This is a genomic window from Klebsiella sp. JN_Kp127, from assembly GCF_040062505.1.
Classification (GTDB): Bacteria; Pseudomonadota; Gammaproteobacteria; order Enterobacterales; family Enterobacteriaceae; genus Klebsiella; species Klebsiella quasipneumoniae.
The window spans coordinates 26,955-43,046 of the sequence record NZ_JBEAHS010000007.1; the positions used below are offsets into that span (position 1 = coordinate 26,955).

Annotated in this window: 16 protein-coding genes; 3 read left to right on the top strand and 13 right to left on the bottom strand. The window is 62.7% G+C overall.

What is annotated here, in order from left to right; translation table 11 throughout:
• Nucleotides 1-196 precede the first annotated feature (196 nt).
• From ABLV04_RS04960 to ABLV04_RS04980, 5 genes are all read right to left on the bottom strand, one after another.
• A complete protein-coding gene (locus tag ABLV04_RS04960; RefSeq protein WP_048298103.1) occupies nucleotides 197-1,210 on the bottom strand; it encodes a HoxN/HupN/NixA family nickel/cobalt transporter in 1,014 nt (337 codons plus the stop codon).
• Nucleotides 1,207-3,441, bottom strand: a complete 2,235-nt coding sequence (gene hypF, locus ABLV04_RS04965; RefSeq protein ID WP_348815433.1) for a carbamoyltransferase HypF — start codon at nucleotides 3,439-3,441, stop codon at nucleotides 1,207-1,209. The genes ABLV04_RS04960 and hypF overlap by 4 nt, the downstream gene beginning before the upstream one ends.
• Nucleotides 3,442-3,449: 8 nt before the next feature.
• Nucleotides 3,450-3,977, bottom strand: coding sequence for an electron transport protein HydN (gene hydN / locus ABLV04_RS04970; RefSeq protein WP_348815435.1), 528 nt, complete (start codon nucleotides 3,975-3,977; stop codon nucleotides 3,450-3,452).
• 135 nt (nucleotides 3,978-4,112) lie between these two features.
• Complete coding sequence (locus ABLV04_RS04975; protein WP_023290787.1) at nucleotides 4,113-5,126, bottom strand: LacI family DNA-binding transcriptional regulator; 1,014 nt, start codon at nucleotides 5,124-5,126, stop codon at nucleotides 4,113-4,115.
• A 53-nt stretch (nucleotides 5,127-5,179) separates the two neighbouring features.
• Complete coding sequence (locus tag ABLV04_RS04980) at nucleotides 5,180-5,326, bottom strand: hypothetical protein (protein ID WP_158238019.1); 147 nt, start codon at nucleotides 5,324-5,326, stop codon at nucleotides 5,180-5,182.
• 65 nt (nucleotides 5,327-5,391) lie between these two features.
• Between ABLV04_RS04980 and ascF the strand changes: the two genes are divergently transcribed.
• The 3 genes from ascF to ABLV04_RS04995 all read left to right on the top strand — a co-directional run bounded on the left by ascF (nucleotide 5,392) and on the right by ABLV04_RS04995 (nucleotide 8,759).
• A complete protein-coding gene (ascF, locus tag ABLV04_RS04985; RefSeq protein WP_236947618.1) occupies nucleotides 5,392-6,834 on the top strand; it encodes a PTS cellobiose/arbutin/salicin transporter subunit IIBC in 1,443 nt (480 codons plus the stop codon).
• A gap of 26 nt (nucleotides 6,835-6,860) precedes the next feature.
• A complete protein-coding gene (locus ABLV04_RS04990) occupies nucleotides 6,861-8,285 on the top strand; it encodes a 6-phospho-beta-glucosidase (protein ID WP_348815438.1) in 1,425 nt (474 codons plus the stop codon).
• A 180-nt stretch (nucleotides 8,286-8,465) separates the two neighbouring features.
• On the top strand, nucleotides 8,466-8,759 hold the full coding sequence (locus ABLV04_RS04995; protein ID WP_023290790.1) for a SymE family type I addiction module toxin: 294 nt from the start codon (nucleotides 8,466-8,468) through the stop codon (nucleotides 8,757-8,759).
• 11 nt (nucleotides 8,760-8,770) lie between these two features.
• Here ABLV04_RS04995 and hycI read toward each other — a convergent pair whose 3' ends face one another.
• Genes hycI through ABLV04_RS05035 form a run of 8 tightly spaced genes read right to left on the bottom strand, consistent with a single transcriptional unit; the run spans nucleotide 8,771 to nucleotide 16,043 of the window.
• Entirely contained in the window at nucleotides 8,771-9,241 is a 471-nt protein-coding gene (gene hycI / locus ABLV04_RS05000; protein WP_023290791.1) for a hydrogenase maturation peptidase HycI, read from the bottom strand.
• Entirely contained in the window at nucleotides 9,234-9,644 is a 411-nt protein-coding gene (locus ABLV04_RS05005) for a formate hydrogenlyase maturation HycH family protein (RefSeq protein WP_348815440.1), read from the bottom strand. Before ABLV04_RS05005 ends, hycI begins: the two co-directional genes overlap by 8 nt.
• Nucleotides 9,641-10,408, bottom strand: a complete 768-nt coding sequence (locus tag ABLV04_RS05010) for an NADH-quinone oxidoreductase subunit B family protein (RefSeq protein ID WP_002914891.1) — start codon at nucleotides 10,406-10,408, stop codon at nucleotides 9,641-9,643. Before ABLV04_RS05010 ends, ABLV04_RS05005 begins: the two co-directional genes overlap by 4 nt.
• A complete protein-coding gene (locus ABLV04_RS05015; RefSeq protein ID WP_023290793.1) occupies nucleotides 10,408-10,950 on the bottom strand; it encodes a formate hydrogenlyase complex iron-sulfur subunit in 543 nt (180 codons plus the stop codon). Before ABLV04_RS05015 ends, ABLV04_RS05010 begins: the two co-directional genes overlap by 1 nt.
• A gap of 9 nt (nucleotides 10,951-10,959) precedes the next feature.
• On the bottom strand, nucleotides 10,960-12,669 hold the full coding sequence (gene hycE / locus ABLV04_RS05020; RefSeq protein WP_004205649.1) for a formate hydrogenlyase subunit HycE: 1,710 nt from the start codon (nucleotides 12,667-12,669) through the stop codon (nucleotides 10,960-10,962).
• Between the two features lie 16 nt (nucleotides 12,670-12,685).
• On the bottom strand, nucleotides 12,686-13,609 hold the full coding sequence (locus tag ABLV04_RS05025) for a respiratory chain complex I subunit 1 family protein (RefSeq protein ID WP_023290794.1): 924 nt from the start codon (nucleotides 13,607-13,609) through the stop codon (nucleotides 12,686-12,688).
• A 2-nt stretch (nucleotides 13,610-13,611) separates the two neighbouring features.
• A complete protein-coding gene (gene hycC, locus ABLV04_RS05030; protein WP_348815442.1) occupies nucleotides 13,612-15,438 on the bottom strand; it encodes a formate hydrogenlyase subunit 3 in 1,827 nt (608 codons plus the stop codon).
• Nucleotides 15,435-16,043, bottom strand: coding sequence for a 4Fe-4S dicluster domain-containing protein (locus ABLV04_RS05035; RefSeq protein ID WP_023290796.1), 609 nt, complete (start codon nucleotides 16,041-16,043; stop codon nucleotides 15,435-15,437). The genes hycC and ABLV04_RS05035 overlap by 4 nt, the downstream gene beginning before the upstream one ends.
• Nucleotides 16,044-16,092 lie beyond the last annotated feature (49 nt).

The window sequence follows — 16,092 nt, forward strand, 5'->3', positions numbered from 1 at the left end:
GAGGGGCTAACAGAAATTAATATGTTTTCAAGAAGTTAAAAATCAGCCTGAGCGACACCGATACAATGCCTCACCACGAGCAGCAGGCTCCTGCGTAAAACAGTGCGGGCAGCATACGCCACGCAGGCCCACGTAGCGCCGCCGGACAGTTGTTGTCGCCCGGCTTAGCGCAGCGCAAGCCGGGAAAATGCTGAACCTAACGCGCCAGATTATCGTAGCCGCGCCAGCGATAGTTGAGCACCGACAGCGCCCAACAGGCGACAAACAGCCCGACCACCACAAACCCGGCGTCGCCGAGGTTGTCGTTTAACACCCCGACCCAGCGCCATATTCCGCCGCTGAGCGCAAACTTATCCATCAGCAGACCCAGCGCTTCCAGGCCGCCGATAAACAGCGCCACCACCACCGAAGTGCCGGTGATGGTCATGTTGTAGTAAAGCTTGCGCTGCGGCTTGCTGAACGCCCAGCCGTAGGCGCCGACCATCAGCACGTTATCGAGGGTGTCCACCAGCGCCATGCCGCTGGCGAACAGCGCCGGGAAGACCATAATCGACCAGACGGAAATCCCGCTCGACGCGCCGGCGGCGGAGATGCCCAGCACGCCGATTTCGGTGGCGGTATCAAACCCGAGGCCGAACAGGAAACCGACCAGGTACATCTGCCAGCTGCGGCTGACCAGACGAAAGGTTTTGCCAAACAGCCAGCTCATCACCCCGCCGCCGCTGACGATCTCGTCGCTCACCGGCTCACCGCGCTTCCACGCCCGAAAGCTGCGCCAGACGCTGCGCAATATCACCAGGTTGATAAAGGCCATCGCCAGCAGAAACAGCGCCGACACCGCGGTGCCGATGACGCTGCCGGTGTCGTGCAGCCAGCTCATCTGCGCGCTGAAGGCCGTGGCGGTCGCGGCAATCGCCGCCGAGGCCAGCACCACAATCGACGAGTGGCCCAGCGAGAACCAGGCCCCGACGGCGAAAGGCCGCCGCCCCTGCTGCATCATCTTGCGGGTGACGTTATCAATCGCCGCGATATGGTCGGCATCCACCGCGTGGCGCAGGCCGTAGCCCCAGGCCAGCAGGCTGGCGGCCATCAGCGCGCCGCTGTCGCCAAAAGCCTGCAGTGCCCAGCACCAGGCCAGTAAGTTCGCCGCGATCAACCCCAGCACCAGTCCCGCAGCGCGCGGCTGCTGGCGTAAAACTGTCATTATCATTGTTGTGTTCCTTGAGCCTGTCCGCGGGCGGCGGCGATCACTGCCTGACCATAGGCGATTGCGCCGTCGCCGGCCGGCAACTGCTGCGCAAACAGCAGAGTAAAATCCGCCAGATAAAAGGTCAATCGCGCCGCCAGCAGGCGGTTATGCAGCACTCCGCCGCTGCAGACCATCGTGTCGATGCCGCGGGCGATGGCGCAGTCGCGGGCCATCGCCGCCAGTCCGCTGGCCAGGGCATCATGGAATGCCCAGGCTTTTTGCGCCGGGGTCGCCTGCCAGCGCAGCCACTGTCGCCAGAAGGTGGCTAAGTCCAGCGCATTGCCGCGCCACGGCAGCGTGACCGGATGGCAGACGCCGGAGCAGCTGGCGGCCAGCGCCTCCAGCCGACAGGCCGCCTCGCCCTCATAGCTCAGGCTCTCCGGGGCGCAGTCCAGCGCGCAGGCGACGGCATCAAACAGCCGTCCGCAGGACGAGGCGCGTGGCGCGTTAATGCCGCGATCGATGGCCTGCGCCAGCAGCGGCCAGTTGCGCTGGCGCAGCGTACCGGTCTGCGGGTAATCCTGCCAGTCAGGGATAAAGGCCAGGCACTGAGCCAGCAGATTACGCCACGGCTGACGCGCCGCCAGGTCGCCGCCCGGCAGCGCGACGGCCGGCAGCCCGCCGAGATGTTCGCACTGGCGATAGTTAACCCGCAGGCACTCCCCGCCCCATAGCGCGCCGTTCTCCCCCATGCCGATTCCGTCGAGGATCAGGGCGATGACGTCTCCGCCGTCGAGCGGCCAGCGGTGCTCCGCCAGGCACGCCGCGGCGTGAGCATGGTGATGTAGCACTGTCTCTACCGGCAGCGGCTGAGTCGCCGCCCACTGCGTCGAGCGATAGCCGGGATGGGCGTCAACCACCACCCGCTGCGGCATAAAGGCGTAGATGTTCTGCATCAGCTGTAGCGCGCTGCGCCACTGCTGCTCGACGCCCTCCTCGCCAAGATCGCCAAAGTGCTGGCTGAGAACCGCTTCGCCCCCGCGCGCCAGGCAGAAGGTGTTTTTCATGTCCGCGCCCAGCGCCAGCAGCGGCGGAACCTTCTCCAGTCCCGGCGGCAGCGGCAGCGCATCCGGGACATAGCCCCGGGCGCGGCGCAGCATTTCTCCGCTTGAGCGCACCAGCGAATCATCCATCCGCTGCACGATGTCGCGGTTATGGAGCAAAAAGCCGTCGGCGATGTCGACTAAGTCGTTGAGCGCCTGAGTATTACTTAACGCCGGCGGGCGGCCGCTAAGGTTGCCGGAGGTCATCACGATAGGGCGCGCCAGCGCCTGCAGAAGCAAATGCTGCAGCGGATTAGACGGCAGCATCACCCCAACTTCCGCAAGCCCTGGCGCAATCTCGTCGCACAGGCCGGAGACCTGCGCTTTGCTAATCAGTACGATGGGCGCCGCCGGGGAGCCCATCAGCGCCGCGGCGTCGGCAGGTAACCCCGCCGCAGAGGGCAGCATCACCGCCAGCGGTTTCGCCGGACGGTGTTTCCTCGCACGCAGCGTGGCAACGGCAGCGGGGTTGCCGGCGTCGCAGGCCAGATGAAAGCCGCCGACGCCTTTTATCGCCACGATGTCGCCCGCCGCCAGCCGGGCGATAGCCGACTGCAGCGCCGCCTCGCCGTCCAGCGTTTCCCTTTGCGCCCGCCATTCCAGTCGCGGCCCGCAGTCGGGGCAGGCCACCGGCTGGGCGTGAAACCGGCGATCGGCAGGATCGCGGTATTCCGCCTCGCAGGGCGGACAGAGCGGAAACGGCGCCATCGCGGTAGATGGCCGGTCGTAAGGCATCGCGCGAATAATGGTTAACCGCGGCCCGCAGTGGGTGCAGTTGATAAAGGGGTAGCGGTAGCGGCGCGCCCGGGGATCATTCATCTCCGCGAGGCACGCCGGGCAGGTCGCGGCATCAGGCACGATCTGGGTGCGCATCCGTCCCGCCCCGCTCTCGCGGATGGTGAAATCCTGCGGCGGAGCCGCCCAGCGATAAGGGGCGCAGACGACGCTGTCGATCCGCGCCAGCGGCGGGCAGTGGGCAGCGAGGGCGGCAGTAAAACCATCATCGTCCCCGGCCAGTCGCACCAGCACGCCGTCGCCGTCGTTACAGACATCGCCGCAGCGCGCCTGCCCCTGAGCCAGCTGCCAGACAAAGGGGCGGAACCCCACCCCCTGCACTTTACCGCGAATGCGGATTTGCACCCCGTTCATGCCTGAGCTTACCAGGCCAGCGCCGTGCGGCGACGTTTCTCCTGGTTCATCTGCTCCAGCTTGTTGCGGTCTACGCAGGCCAGGGCGTGCGTCGGGCAGACCTCCATGCAGGCCGGGCCGCTGTCGCGGTGGAAGCAGAGATCGCACTTGTTGGCTTCGGCTTTTTCCGCCACGACGTTCAGTCCGGCGCCGCTATGGCGGATCACCGGCCGCACCACTACCTCCATCGCCCCGTACGGGCAGGCGACGACGCAGGTTTTGCAGCCGATGCAGCGCTCCTGCATCACATGAACAAAGCCTTTATCGCGGCTGATGGCGCCGTTCGGGCAGACGTTGGCGCACGGGGCGTCCTCACACTGACGGCAGGCGGTGGCCGTGGAGACATTGACCCCTTTGATGACGTGAATACGCGGCTGAAAGGTGTGCGGCGTCAGGGAGGCGCAGTCCTGATGTTCCTGATGGGAGACCACGCAGGCTACTTCGCAAGTGCGACAGCCGATGCATTTGCTCGCATCGGCAATAATGAAACGGTTCATCCATTTCTCCAGCAGTAAGAGGGTTAGGCGCCGGAGTATGCATAATACGTTCCAGTTTTTATCTTATTGATAATAAGTAAAATTTAATGGTTAGCGCGCTGTCATCGTCAGTAGTGACGATGACAGCTGACGACGTCAGGCGCAGGGACCTGACACCAGCGACTCACGCTCGATCAGCGCCCCGGGGAAACTCTGCTGAACATTGAATTCCCCGCCATCGAGCATAAATATCAGGCGATTAATGCTCTCTTTAATCATCTCCGTCACCGGCACCCGGACGCTGGCGAGCGACGGCACCATGTACGGCGCCAGCACAATATCGTCAAACCCCACCACCGAGACCTGCTCCGGCACCTTAACGCCCAGCTGGTGAAGCTGCTTCATCGCCCCGATGGCCATATCGTCATTGCTCGCCACCAGCGCGCTGTAGGTCACCCCGCGCTGACGCAGGCTCTCCACCGCCGCCGCGCCGGTTTCCGGCGTCCAGCGCCCTTCGGCGATGAGCGCCTCGTTGAGGGTAATGCCGTGGCCAGCCAGCGCGTCTTTGTAGCCGGCAAGGCGCTCGACGCCGGTGGGCGAGTCAAGGGAGCCGGTAATAAAGGCGATATCGCGGTGACCCAGGGCAATCAGCCGCTCCACCACCCGCATCGCCGACGCTTTTTGATCGGACCAGACACAGTGGCTGGCGTGGCGGCGCAGCCGGCGGTTCAGCACCATGATCGGCTGCGAGTGGTTCTCAACGATCTCGTCCATCTCGTCGACGGTGAGAAAGCGCGGGTAGATGATGATCGCATCGCAGCGCAGATCCAGCAGATACTGGATCGCTTCCCGCTCCTCTTGCGCGCTGTGCTTGCCATCGGCGAGGATCAGCTGCCGCCCTTTATCCTCCGTCATCCGCGCCACGTGGTACAACAGCTCGCTGAAATAGACGCCGTGGTAGAGGGTGTTGGTCACCACCAGGCCAAGGGTTTGCGTGGTTTTGGTCGCCAGGTTGCGCGCCAGCAGATTCGGTCGGTAGCCGCTCTCCGCCACCGCCTTAAACACCCGGTCTTTGGTCTCCTGGCTGACATAGCCGTTGCCCGACAGCACCCGCGACACGGTCGCCTTCGATACCCCCGCGCGCTTTGCGACCTCCAGCATCGTTGCCATGTGATTCTTCCTGTTGCAAAAGTTGCAGGCAGTGTACTGCACGTTTCTGGCTTTTACAGCACCCCCCGCTCACCACCGCGATCCTGCTCGCCGCGACGCTTCGCGATCAAAATCACAAAAATGAGATCATCTTTTTTTATTTCTTGTGCAATCAAATGAAACTCACCATGATTTTGTGGAACCGGTTTCCTATAAAGCATGGTATCGCCCGACGATGCGGCGCGGTAACAGATCAGTACCCTATTGATAAACAGGATAAAATCCGATGTCGAAAAATTATGCAGCCCTGGCGCAACAGATAGTCGCGGCATTAGGCGGAGTCGATAACGTCGTCGCCGTGACCCACTGCATGACGCGTCTGCGCTTCGTGGTCAAAGACAACGAACAGGTCGATAGCCCTACCCTGAAAGGCCTGACCGGGGTGCTCGGCGTCGTGCGCAGCGATAACCAGTGCCAGGTGATCATCGGCAACACGGTCTCTCAGGCCTATCGCGAGGTAGTGAATCTGCTGCCTGGCGACCTGCGCCCGGTCGAGCCGCAGGGCAAAGCGCCGATCACCCTGAAACGCATCGGCGCCGGGATCCTCGACGCGCTGATCGGCACCATGTCGCCGCTGATCCCGGCGATTATCGGCGGATCGATGGTCAAGCTGCTGGCGATGATCCTTGAGATGAGCGGCGTGTTGCCGAAAGGCTCGCCGACGCTGACCCTCCTGACGCTTATCGGCGACGGCGCGTTTTTCTTCCTGCCGCTGATGGTGGCCGCCTCCGCGGCGGTGAAATTCAAAACCAATATGTCGCTGGCCATCGCTATCGCCGGGGTGCTGGTGCATCCCGGGTTTATCGAATTAATGGCCAAAGCCGCCCAGGGCGAACACGTCGAATTTGCCCTTATTCCGGTGACCGCGGTGAAATACACCTACACGGTGATCCCGGCGCTGGTGATGACCTGGTGCCTGTCGTATATCGAACGCTGGGTGGATCGCATTACCCCGGCGGTAACGAAAAACTTCCTTAAGCCGATGCTGATCGTGCTGATCGCCGCCCCGCTGGCGATCCTGCTGATTGGCCCGCTCGGCATCTGGATCGGCAGCGCCATTTCCGCGCTGGTCTATACGATCCACAGCTATCTCGGCTGGCTGTCGGTGGCGATCATGGGCGGGCTGTGGCCGCTGCTGGTGATGACCGGCATGCACCGGGTCTTTACGCCGACCATCATTCAGACCATCGCCGAAACCGGCAAAGAGGGCATGGTAATGCCGTCGGAGATCGGCGCCAACCTGTCGCTCGGCGGCTCGTCGCTGGCGGTGGCGTGGAAAACGAAAAACCCGGAATTGCGCCAGACGGCGCTGGCCGCCGCGGCATCGGCGATTCTGGCCGGTATTTCCGAACCGGCGCTGTACGGCGTGGCGGTGCGCCTGAAACGCCCGCTGATCGCCAGCTTAATCAGCGGCTTTATCTGCGGCGCGGTGGCGGGCATCGCCGGACTGGCCAGCCACTCGATGGCGGCGCCGGGGCTGTTCACCAGCGTGCAGTTTTTCGATCCAGCCAATCCAATGACCATCGTCTGGGTATTTGGCGTGATGGCGCTGTCGGTAGTGCTGTCGTTTGCCCTGACGCTGATCCTCGGCTTTGAAGATATTCCCGTTGAACAGGCCGCCGCCGACGCCCGAGCGCGCCAGGCCCAGGCCCAGGCAACCCACGCCTGAACACACCATTAATAACGAGGTAACGCATGGCGAGTTTCCCACAGGGATTTTTATGGGGCGGCGCACTGGCCGCCAACCAGTCAGAAGGCGCATGGCGCGAAGGGGGGAAAGGGATGGCCACCGTGGATACCCTCCCCCACGGCGCCCACCGTCTGCCGGTAAAATTAGGCCTGGAGAAGCGCTTCACGCTTCGCGAAGACGAATTCTACCCCAGCCACGAGGCGATCGATTTCTACCACCGCTACAAGGAAGATATCGCCCTGATGGCGGAGATGGGGTTCAGCGTCTTTCGCACCTCCATCGCCTGGAGCCGCCTGTTCCCGCGCGGCGACGAGCAGCAGCCGAATCCGCAGGGCATCGCCTTCTATCGTTCGCTGTTCGAGGAGTGCAAAAAGCACGGTATCGAGCCGCTGGTGACGTTGTGCCATTTTGACGTGCCGATGCATCTGGTGATGGAGTACGGCTCCTGGCGCAACCGCAAAATGGTCGATTTCTTCAGCCACTACGCCCGCACCTGCTTTGAAGCTTTTGACGGTCTGGTCAAATACTGGCTCACCTTCAATGAAATCAACATTATGCTGCACAGCCCCTACTCCGGCGCCGGGCTGGTGTTTGAAGAGGGAGAAAATCAGGAGCAGGTGAAGTACCAGGCAGCGCATCACGAGCTGGTGGCCAGCGCGCTGGCGACAAAAATCGCCCACGAGATAAACCCGCAGAATCAGGTCGGCTGCATGCTGGCGGGCGGTAATTTCTACCCTTACTCCTGCAAGCCGGAAGATGTATGGATGGCGCTGGAGAAGGACCGCGAAAACCTGTTCTTTATTGACGTCCAGGCGCGCGGCGCCTACCCGGTATGGGCCGCGCGGGTATTCCGGGAAAAGGGGATCACCATTGCGAAGCTGCCGGGCGATGATGAGATCCTCAAAAACACCGTCGATTTCGTCTCCTTTAGCTACTACGCCTCGCGCTGCGCCTCGGCGGAGATGAACGCCAGCAACACCAATGCCGCCAACATCGTCAAGTCGCTGAAGAACCCGCACATTCCGGCCAGCGAATGGGGCTGGGGCATCGACCCGCTGGGCCTGCGCATCACCATGAACATGATGTACGACCGCTATCAGAAACCGCTGTTCCTGGTGGAAAACGGGCTCGGCGCCCGGGACGAGATTGACGCCAGGGGGGAGATCAATGACGACTATCGCATCAGCTACCTGCGCGAGCACATCAAGGCGATGCGCGATGCCATCGGCGACGGTATTCCGGTGCTGGGCTACACCAGCTGGGGCTGCATCGATCTGGTTTCGGCGTCAACCGGCGAGATGAGCAAGCGCTACGGCTTTGTCTATGTCGATCGCGACGACGCCGGCAACGGCACGCTGGCGCGCAAGCGTAAAAAGTCGTTCTTCTGGTACCAGAAGGTGATAGCCAGCAACGGCGCCGACCTCGACTAAGCGCGTCTCCCGCGCTCGCCCGTCTCTCCGCGCTAACCGGGGGACGGGCGCTGCTTTCTGTTGCATCTATTACATGTTTTTTTCTCGAGCCTGATTCCAGTTTCTGGTTTGCCTCCCGTTCACAACAACTGGTATTTTATCCAGTATATTTTCAGGGGTATCTTCAGCAAGGAGCACATCATGAACGCACAGCACACCACCGCAGCCGGAGGGATCGCCAGGGCCATTCGCCAGTTAACCGTGGGGTATGTCAGAAAACGCCATGAGAACCGCAAAACGCGGGAGACGCGGCGCTACACCCGCCATGCGGCGCTGAGCCTGAACGGCGACTGGCTGGAGCAGGCGGGATTCCCGGTCGGCACGCAGGTCAGAGTCTCGGTGTCGCCCGGTAAATTAGTAATAGAGAATCTTGAGCTGGCGCCGCCGGTAACGGGGCTCCCGGCCGGTCAGTCGCGCGCCGTCGGGGAGCCCTGAGCACCGCTGGGTTAATCGTCTGCGGCTTCCAGCCGGGCAAAGCCGCCGTGGCCCTGCCAGCCTGCCAGCTGCTGGTACACTCGGGCAACGGCGGCTTTCACCGGCTGGGTCATCGGATAATAAAAACCGACAATATCCGGCTGAATGCCGAGGAAGATCACTTCGCCGACGTCCTCTTTCAGCTGATCGACCAGATAGTTGAGCGGCATGTTATGGGTGGTCATCATAAACATCTCGGCGATGTCGTCGGGGTCGATGACGCGAATGTCGCCGGGGTTTAGGCCCATATCGGTGGCATCGACGATCAGCAGGCGTTCGGGGCGTAATTCGCGGATCGCCACGATGTCGTTTTCCGGCGCGCTGCCGCCGTCGATGACCACCCACTGGCCGGCCGGGTTCGCCGCGCACATCTCCGCCAGCAGCGGGCCGGCGCCGTCGTCGCCCATCATACTGTTGCCGACACAGAGTAAAACGTCAGTCACGTAATCTCCTCACCATCAGGTAGATGGCGCTTTCCTGGTGAATATCATGCAGCATGCTGAGCATTGTTTTGCTCCACGCCTGCTGCTGCGAGGTCTGCGCGGACTGCGCTTTATCAAAGGCGTTGGCCAGCATTGCCACATGGCTGCTGTCGATGACGATTTCGCCATACTTCGGCACCCCCTCCATTTTGCGCCGCGCGACGCTGCCGGCCTCAAGGGTGGCGATCCATGCCAGATACGCGTCCCACGGGCAGCTCAGCGCCGCCTCAAGACAGTCGATAACGCCGAGGTGGTGGCCAATCGCCAGGCTGTAATAGACCACCTGCTGCGCCTGACCCGGCGTGGCGTCGTTCTCATCAATAAATTTACGGCTCAGCTGACTGAACACCACCGTCTCGCTCATCGGATACGCGCCCCCTCGACCACCTGGTTGAGATGGGTGACGATCTCGGTCAGACGCGGATCTTTCTCCGCCTCCAGCCAGCGCAGCACCTGGCTGTCTCCCTGGCCGAGCAGACGCATATAGTCGTCGGCAATCTGCCGACCATAGCGATAGCCCGCCAGACGGCGCGCTTCACGATCGATGCGCACCCGCAGGGGTTGCACCATATCGGCGTGCAGCAGCTCGGTCGGCTGTTCGTCAAGCTCGCCCGGCAGGCGGGCGTGAATTTTCTGCTCCAGCAGGCCGAGGGCCATGGCGAAGCCGTACAGGGTGGCGGCGGGCGTCGGCGGGCAGCCCGGGATATAGACATCGACCGGTACGATTTTATCGGTACCGCCCCAGACGCAGTACAGATCGTGGAAGATGCCGCCGCTGTTGCCGCAGGCGCCGTAGGAGATGCAAATCTTTGGATCCGGCGCCGACTGCCAGGCGCGCAGCGCCGGGGAGCGCATCGCCCGGGTCACCGCCCCGGTAAACAGCAGGATATCGGCATGGCGCGGCGAAGGCACCACCTTAATCCCGAAGCGTTCAGCGTCGAACAGCGGTGAAAGGGTAGCGAAAATTTCGATTTCACAGCCGTTACAGCCGCCGCAGTCGACGCGATAAACGTAGGCGGAACGTTTGATTTTCTTCAGCAGCGAGGCCTTCATGCTGGCGATGGATTCATCCACCGTCATCGGCACCGGAATGCCGTTTTCATCGCGTGGGCCAAGTAAAGTGCTCATCAGCTGGCCTCCCTCATGTGGCGGGTCAGTTCAATACGATCGGACGGCACCAGGCATTTCTGGCGCTTGCATTCCGGGCAGGTTTCGAAGCTTTCGCGGTGCAGCTCGGCGCGGGTGTCGCCGTTATGCTTGAGCAGCGCGATGGCGTAGTCGATCTCCTTCTGCACCGCGAACGGCCGCTGGCACTCCCGGCAGTGGCAGATAGCGAAGCGCGACTGCTGGAGGAAATCCTCTTTCTTCCACACCGCCAGCTCATACTCCGGTGACAGTTTAATCGCCGCCGTCGGGCAGACCTCTTCACAGCGGCCGCAGAAGATGCAGCGCCCGAGGTTGAACTGCCACGCCAGCTGGTTTGTGGCCAGATCGGTCTCTACCGTCAGGGCGTTCGACGGGCAGGCGTTCACGCAGGCCGCGCAGCCGATACACTGCTGCGGGTTATGCTCCGGCTTGCCGCGGAAGTTTTTATCTACCGGCATCGGCTCCAGCGGATAGGCGTGCGTCGCGGTGCCGGTCTTAATCACTTTTTTAATAAAGGTAAACATGGCGATTCCTTATTTCAGCGGCGAGTTTTTACGCTCGATGCTATAGCGCTCCAGCTCTTTGTACGGCACCACTTTGCTCTTCTTCTTGCGGACATCGACCACGGTCATGCGGTCGGTGCAGGAGTAGCACGGGTCAAGGCTGCCGATGATCAGCGGCGCATCGGAAACGGTATTGCCGCGCAGCATATAGCGCAGAGTCGGCCAGTTGGCGTAGGTCGCCGCCCGGCAGCGCCAGCGGTACAGCTTCTGGTTGTCGCCGGTCATGCTCCAGTGGATATCATCCCCGCGCGGCGCTTCTGAGAAGCCCAGCGCGAAGCGGTGCGGAATATAGGTGAAGCCCTCCACCATCAGCGGACCGCCCGGCAGGTTATCAAGACCGTAATCAATCATGTTCAGCGCGGTATAAACCTCGTTGATCCGCACCTTGAGGCGGGAGATGACGTCGCAGCCCTGTTCGCTGTGGACTTCCATCGGCAGCAGGCCGTAGCCGACGAACGGATGGTCGGCGCGGGTATCGCGAGCGTGGCCGCTGGCGCGCACCATCGGGCCAACGTTGCTGAAGTCGCGGGCGATTTCCGGGTCCAGACGGCCAATGCCGACAGTACGCTGCTCCATGTTCGGGGTGCTGAGCAGCATATCCACCAGCTCCTGCACGTCGCGACGCATCTGCTGCGCCAGCTGGCGGGTCTGGATCATGTCCTCTTTCAGCAGATCGCGACGAATGCCGCCGATCAGGTTCAGACCGTAGGTTTTCCGCGCGCCGGTGAGGATCTCGGCCATCTTCATCGAGGTTTCGCGCACGCGGAAGAACTGCATAAAGCCGGAGTCGAAGCCGGTGAAGTGGCAGGCCAGACCGAGGTTCAGGAGGTGCGAATGCAGGCGCTCCACCTCCAGCAGAATGGCGCGGATCATCTGCGCCCGCTCCGGCACCACGATGCCCATCGCATTCTCCACCGAGGTGGTATAAGCGGTGCTGTGGGCGAAGCCGCAGATGCCGCACACCCGGTCCGACAGGAAGGTGACTTCGTTATAACCCATGCGGGTTTCCGCCAGCTTTTCCATCCCGCGATGGACATAGAACAGACGGTAATCGGCATCGATAATGTTCTCGCCGTCAACGAACAGGCGGAAGTGGCCGGGCTCATCGGAAGTGACGTGCAGCGGGCCGATCGGCACCACGTTGTTTTTCTTGCTGCCCAGCTCGTTGATGAACTCGTAGGTTTCGGCGTCGGTGGTCGGCGCCGGACGCTGACGGTAGTCCATGCTGTCTTTACGCAGCGGATAGAGTTCGTCCGGCCAGTCGTCCGGCAGCACCAGACGGCGTTCGTCCGGCAGGCCAACCGGCACGAGGCCGTACATATCGCGCACTTCGCGCTCGCCCCACACCGCCGCCGGCACGCGCGGCGTCACCGATGGGTATTCCGGTTTGTTGGCATCCACTTCCACACGCACGGTGATCCAGCATTTGGTGCCCTGCTCCATCGACAGCACGTAATAGACCGCGTAGTGGCCGTTCAGCTTACGTTCATCGTTGCCGAACAGCACCGACAGCCAGCCGCCCTGCTGGTAGTAGAGAAACTCCACGACTTCCGGCAGGTAATTGACCTTCACGGTGATGGTTAACTGATCTTTGGTCTGCCAGGCTTCGTCCAGCACCACGCCCGGAAAGGCCTGGTGCAGCGCCGCAAGATAGTGTTGACCGATTTTTTCTTCAGACATGCTCAAACTCTCTTAATCACGCCACCAGCAAGGAGACGAAAGCTAAAAAGGCGAAACCAAACCCCGCCCAGGTGACGCGGGAGGTGGCACAGAAGCGCAGACGCGCCATGCTGTTTTCAAACAGCGCGATGATCAGCACGCCCACCACCAGCTTGACGACGGCCACCACCAGCGCCAGCAGCAGGCCGCCGACGCTGAAGCTGGTCATCTGGCCCCACGGGAAAAAGACCCCGACAAACATCTGCAGCACCACCAGCTGTTTGAGGCTGATGCCCCACTTCAGGATGCCAAAGCCGCTGCCGCTGTACTCGGAAAGCGGCCCCTCCTGCAGCTCCTGCTCCGCTTCCGCCAGATCGAACGGCAGTTTGCCCATCTCGATAAAGGTGGCGAAGGCGCAGGCGCACAGCGCCAGAATCAGTGGAATGCTGCGCGCTGCCGGCCAGTGATAAAGGGTGTCGGTGATACTGCTGATATGGGTGGAGCCCGCCACCTGCGCGGCGACCCACAGGCCCAGCAGCAGGATCGGCTCCACCAGCACGCCGAGCATCGCTTCGCGGCTGCTACCCAGCGCGGTAAACGGGCTGCCGGTGTCCAGACCGGAAATCGCGAAGAAGAAACGGGCGATGGCGAACAGGTAGATCAGGGTGATGAGATCCCCAAGCACCGGCAGCGGAGAGTCCACCGTCACCACCGGCAAGGCGGTGGCGATGGTCAGCATCACGCCCACCATGACGTACGGCGTCAGGCGGAACACCCAGCCCGAGGCGTCGGGACCGACGCTCTGGCGGCCCAGCAATTTCAGGATATCCCGATACTCCTGCAGCACGCCCGGTCCGCGGCGGTTATGCAGCCGCGCGCGGGCGACGCGGACGATCCCGGATAACAGCGGCGCGACGGCAAACAGCGCCAGCGCCTGTAGCAATGCAATTAACAGACTCATTCTCAGGCTCCTCGGGAAATGACAATCACCACCAGCACCGCCAGCTCAACCAGCGCCATTGCGCGCAGCAGCGCCGGCGCCGAGGCCGATTGCCAGCCCGGCACCAGACGCACCGGGTTCAGCCAGTGACGCAGCTTCAGCAGCGGCACAAAGGCCTCTTTCACCGGCATGGCGAAACCGTGGGCGGTGACCACCATCGACTGTTCGTGATCGTAGCCGCAGACCCAGGCCGCGCCGCGCGAGCGCGCCGCCAGGCGATCGCCTTTAAAGAAGATCATCAGCAGGAACGGCAGCAGCGGGCAGGCGATAAGCAGCAGCGCAATCATCGGCTGCGACACCACGCTCGACACCTGGGCCTGCAGCGGGAAGGCGCCGCTCACCAGCGGCAGCAGCCACGGCGCGGCAATGCCGCCAACGAGGCAGAAGACCGCCGCCATGACCACGCTCAGGGTCATCAGCCAGGGGGCGCAGGTGGCGTTTTCCGCCTCTTTGCTCCGCGGCGCGCCGAGGAAGGTGACACCATAGACTTTGGCCATACACATCACCGCCAGCGCGCCGGTGATCGCCAGGCCCACCGCCAGCAGCGGCCCCAGCAGACGGCCAATAAACAGGTCGCTGGTGCTCATTTTGAAGAAGGACTGGTAGATGACCCACTCGCCGGCGAAGCCGTTCAGCGGCGGCAAAGCCGCCATCGCCATCAGCCCCACCAGCATGGCGAGGGAGATCAGCGGCATTTTTTTACCGATGCCGCCCAGCTTCTCGATATCGCGATGGCCGGTGCGGAACCACACCGCCCCGGCGCCGAGGAACAGCGTAGTTTTGAACAGGCTGTGGTTAATCAGGTGATACATGCCGCCGATGAAGCCCAGCACCATCAGCGTGCTGTTGCGGGTGGCCACGCCGGTAACGAAGGCGCCCAGCCCCAGCAGGATGATGCCGATATTCTCCAGGGTGTGATAGGCCAGCAGGCGCTGAATGTTATGCTCCATCAACGCATACAGCCCGCCGATGAAGGCGGTGATCATCCCCAGCACCAGCAGCATCACGCCCCACCACAGCGGCGGCACGCCGCCGGCCAGCGAAACGGTTAACATGCCGTACAGACCGACCTTCATGACCACAGTGGAAAACAGCGCGGCGGCCGGCGCGCTGGCCCCGGCGTGAGCCTGCGGCGCCCAGCCGTGCAGCGGGATCGCCCCCGCCAGCAGGGCGAATCCCGCCAGCCCCGGCAGCCACAGCAGCGGGTTCTGCATCATATCCACCGCCTGGAGATTGATCTGCGCCAGCTCGAGGGTGCCGTAGGTCGACCACACCAGCCAGCAGGTCCATGCCATCAACAGCGTGCCGAGACGACCCAGCGCAAACCACAGCTTACCGGAGGCGGCGCAGCCGGTGAGAAACGCCGCGCAGAGCGCCATGATCTCCGCCATCACCACCAGCGAACCGATGTTGGTCACCACCACCGCGCAGGTGGCGGCGGCCAGCAGCAGGTTGACCAGCAGGCCGTTGGCCTTCACCTGCGGGTGGCGATGCCAGCTAATGTTAAACAGCGACACCGGCAGCGCCGACAGGCCGATGGCCAGCAGCCACAGGGCATTGACGCCGCCCACCCGCATTGTCAGATGGAGAAACTGCAGCATGCCGCCGTGGATCCGATCCGGCATCAGCAGCGCGGCGCCGCCGGCAACCACCAGCATAGCGCTGGCCACCGCGCCGCCAATCCCGGCAATGGCGCCGCTGAGCGGTTTACGCATGGCAAACACAAAGGCCAGCACGGCGCTGGCGGCGTACCACGTCACCGCCTGATTGACTAATCCAATTACACTCATTCCCTCTCCCCCTGTTGCGCCTGGAACAACGACAAGTCGCCAAGGTCGGTATTAAAGGTCAGCTGGCGTTTACGCTTGCTGGCCTGGGCGATATCACGGCTATCCACCAGCATCAGCGCTTTGGTCGGACAGGTCCGCACGCAGGCCGGGCCCTGGTCATCGAAGTGGCAGAGGTCGCATTTCACGGCAATGGCGCGCACGCCCGGCACCCAGTCGAGCAGCGAGCTGACGCGGGCCGGCGCCGGCGGCGCGGGGGGCGCCAGCCGGGTATTGGCATTGGCCGGAATATCCAGCGGACGGCTGCCGGAAAATTCGATCGCGCCAAACGGGCAGGCGATGCCGCACAGTTTGCAGCTTACGCACAGGCTTTCGTTGAGCTGGACGGCGCCATCGACGCGCTGGATGGCGTTTACCGGGCAGACAGCGGCGCAGGGGGCGTCTTCGCAGTGGTGGCACATCTGCGGTGCCGATTCTTTTTCATTACGCATCACCTGCAGCCGCGGCATAGCCTGCAGGCCGTGCTGGCGATGCGTCTCAGAGCAGGCGGCTTCGCAGGTGCGGCAGCCGATACAGACAGTGGAGTCAGCAATTACAAAACGGTTCACCGGGTCATCCTCGGGTGAAAGTCACTTTTGACGAAATCAGGTTGCGCAG

What these genes read in the sequence shown, in the direction of transcription:
- hycE (WP_004205649.1), bottom strand. Translation starts at nt 12,669, where the DNA reads ATGTCTGAAGAAAAAATCGGTCAACACTATCTTGCGGCGCTGCACCAG.
- ascF (WP_236947618.1), top strand. Translation starts at nt 5,392, where the DNA reads ATGTCGAAAAATTATGCAGCCCTGGCGCAACAGATAGTCGCGGCATTA.
- hypF (WP_348815433.1), bottom strand. Translation starts at nt 3,441, where the DNA reads ATGAACGGGGTGCAAATCCGCATTCGCGGTAAAGTGCAGGGGGTGGGG.
- ABLV04_RS05010 (WP_002914891.1), bottom strand. Translation starts at nt 10,408, where the DNA reads ATGAGCACTTTACTTGGCCCACGCGATGAAAACGGCATTCCGGTGCCG.
- ABLV04_RS04960 (WP_048298103.1), bottom strand. Translation starts at nt 1,210, where the DNA reads ATGATAATGACAGTTTTACGCCAGCAGCCGCGCGCTGCGGGACTGGTG.
- hycC (WP_348815442.1), bottom strand. Translation starts at nt 15,438, where the DNA reads ATGAGTGTAATTGGATTAGTCAATCAGGCGGTGACGTGGTACGCCGCC.
- ABLV04_RS05025 (WP_023290794.1), bottom strand. Translation starts at nt 13,609, where the DNA reads ATGAGTCTGTTAATTGCATTGCTACAGGCGCTGGCGCTGTTTGCCGTC.
- ABLV04_RS05005 (WP_348815440.1), bottom strand. Translation starts at nt 9,644, where the DNA reads ATGAGCGAGACGGTGGTGTTCAGTCAGCTGAGCCGTAAATTTATTGAT.
- ABLV04_RS04975 (WP_023290787.1), bottom strand. Translation starts at nt 5,126, where the DNA reads ATGGCAACGATGCTGGAGGTCGCAAAGCGCGCGGGGGTATCGAAGGCG.
- ABLV04_RS04990 (WP_348815438.1), top strand. Translation starts at nt 6,861, where the DNA reads ATGGCGAGTTTCCCACAGGGATTTTTATGGGGCGGCGCACTGGCCGCC.
- ABLV04_RS04995 (WP_023290790.1), top strand. Translation starts at nt 8,466, where the DNA reads ATGAACGCACAGCACACCACCGCAGCCGGAGGGATCGCCAGGGCCATT.
- ABLV04_RS04980 (WP_158238019.1), bottom strand. Translation starts at nt 5,326, where the DNA reads ATGCTTTATAGGAAACCGGTTCCACAAAATCATGGTGAGTTTCATTTG.
- ABLV04_RS05015 (WP_023290793.1), bottom strand. Translation starts at nt 10,950, where the DNA reads ATGTTTACCTTTATTAAAAAAGTGATTAAGACCGGCACCGCGACGCAC.
- hydN (WP_348815435.1), bottom strand. Translation starts at nt 3,977, where the DNA reads ATGAACCGTTTCATTATTGCCGATGCGAGCAAATGCATCGGCTGTCGC.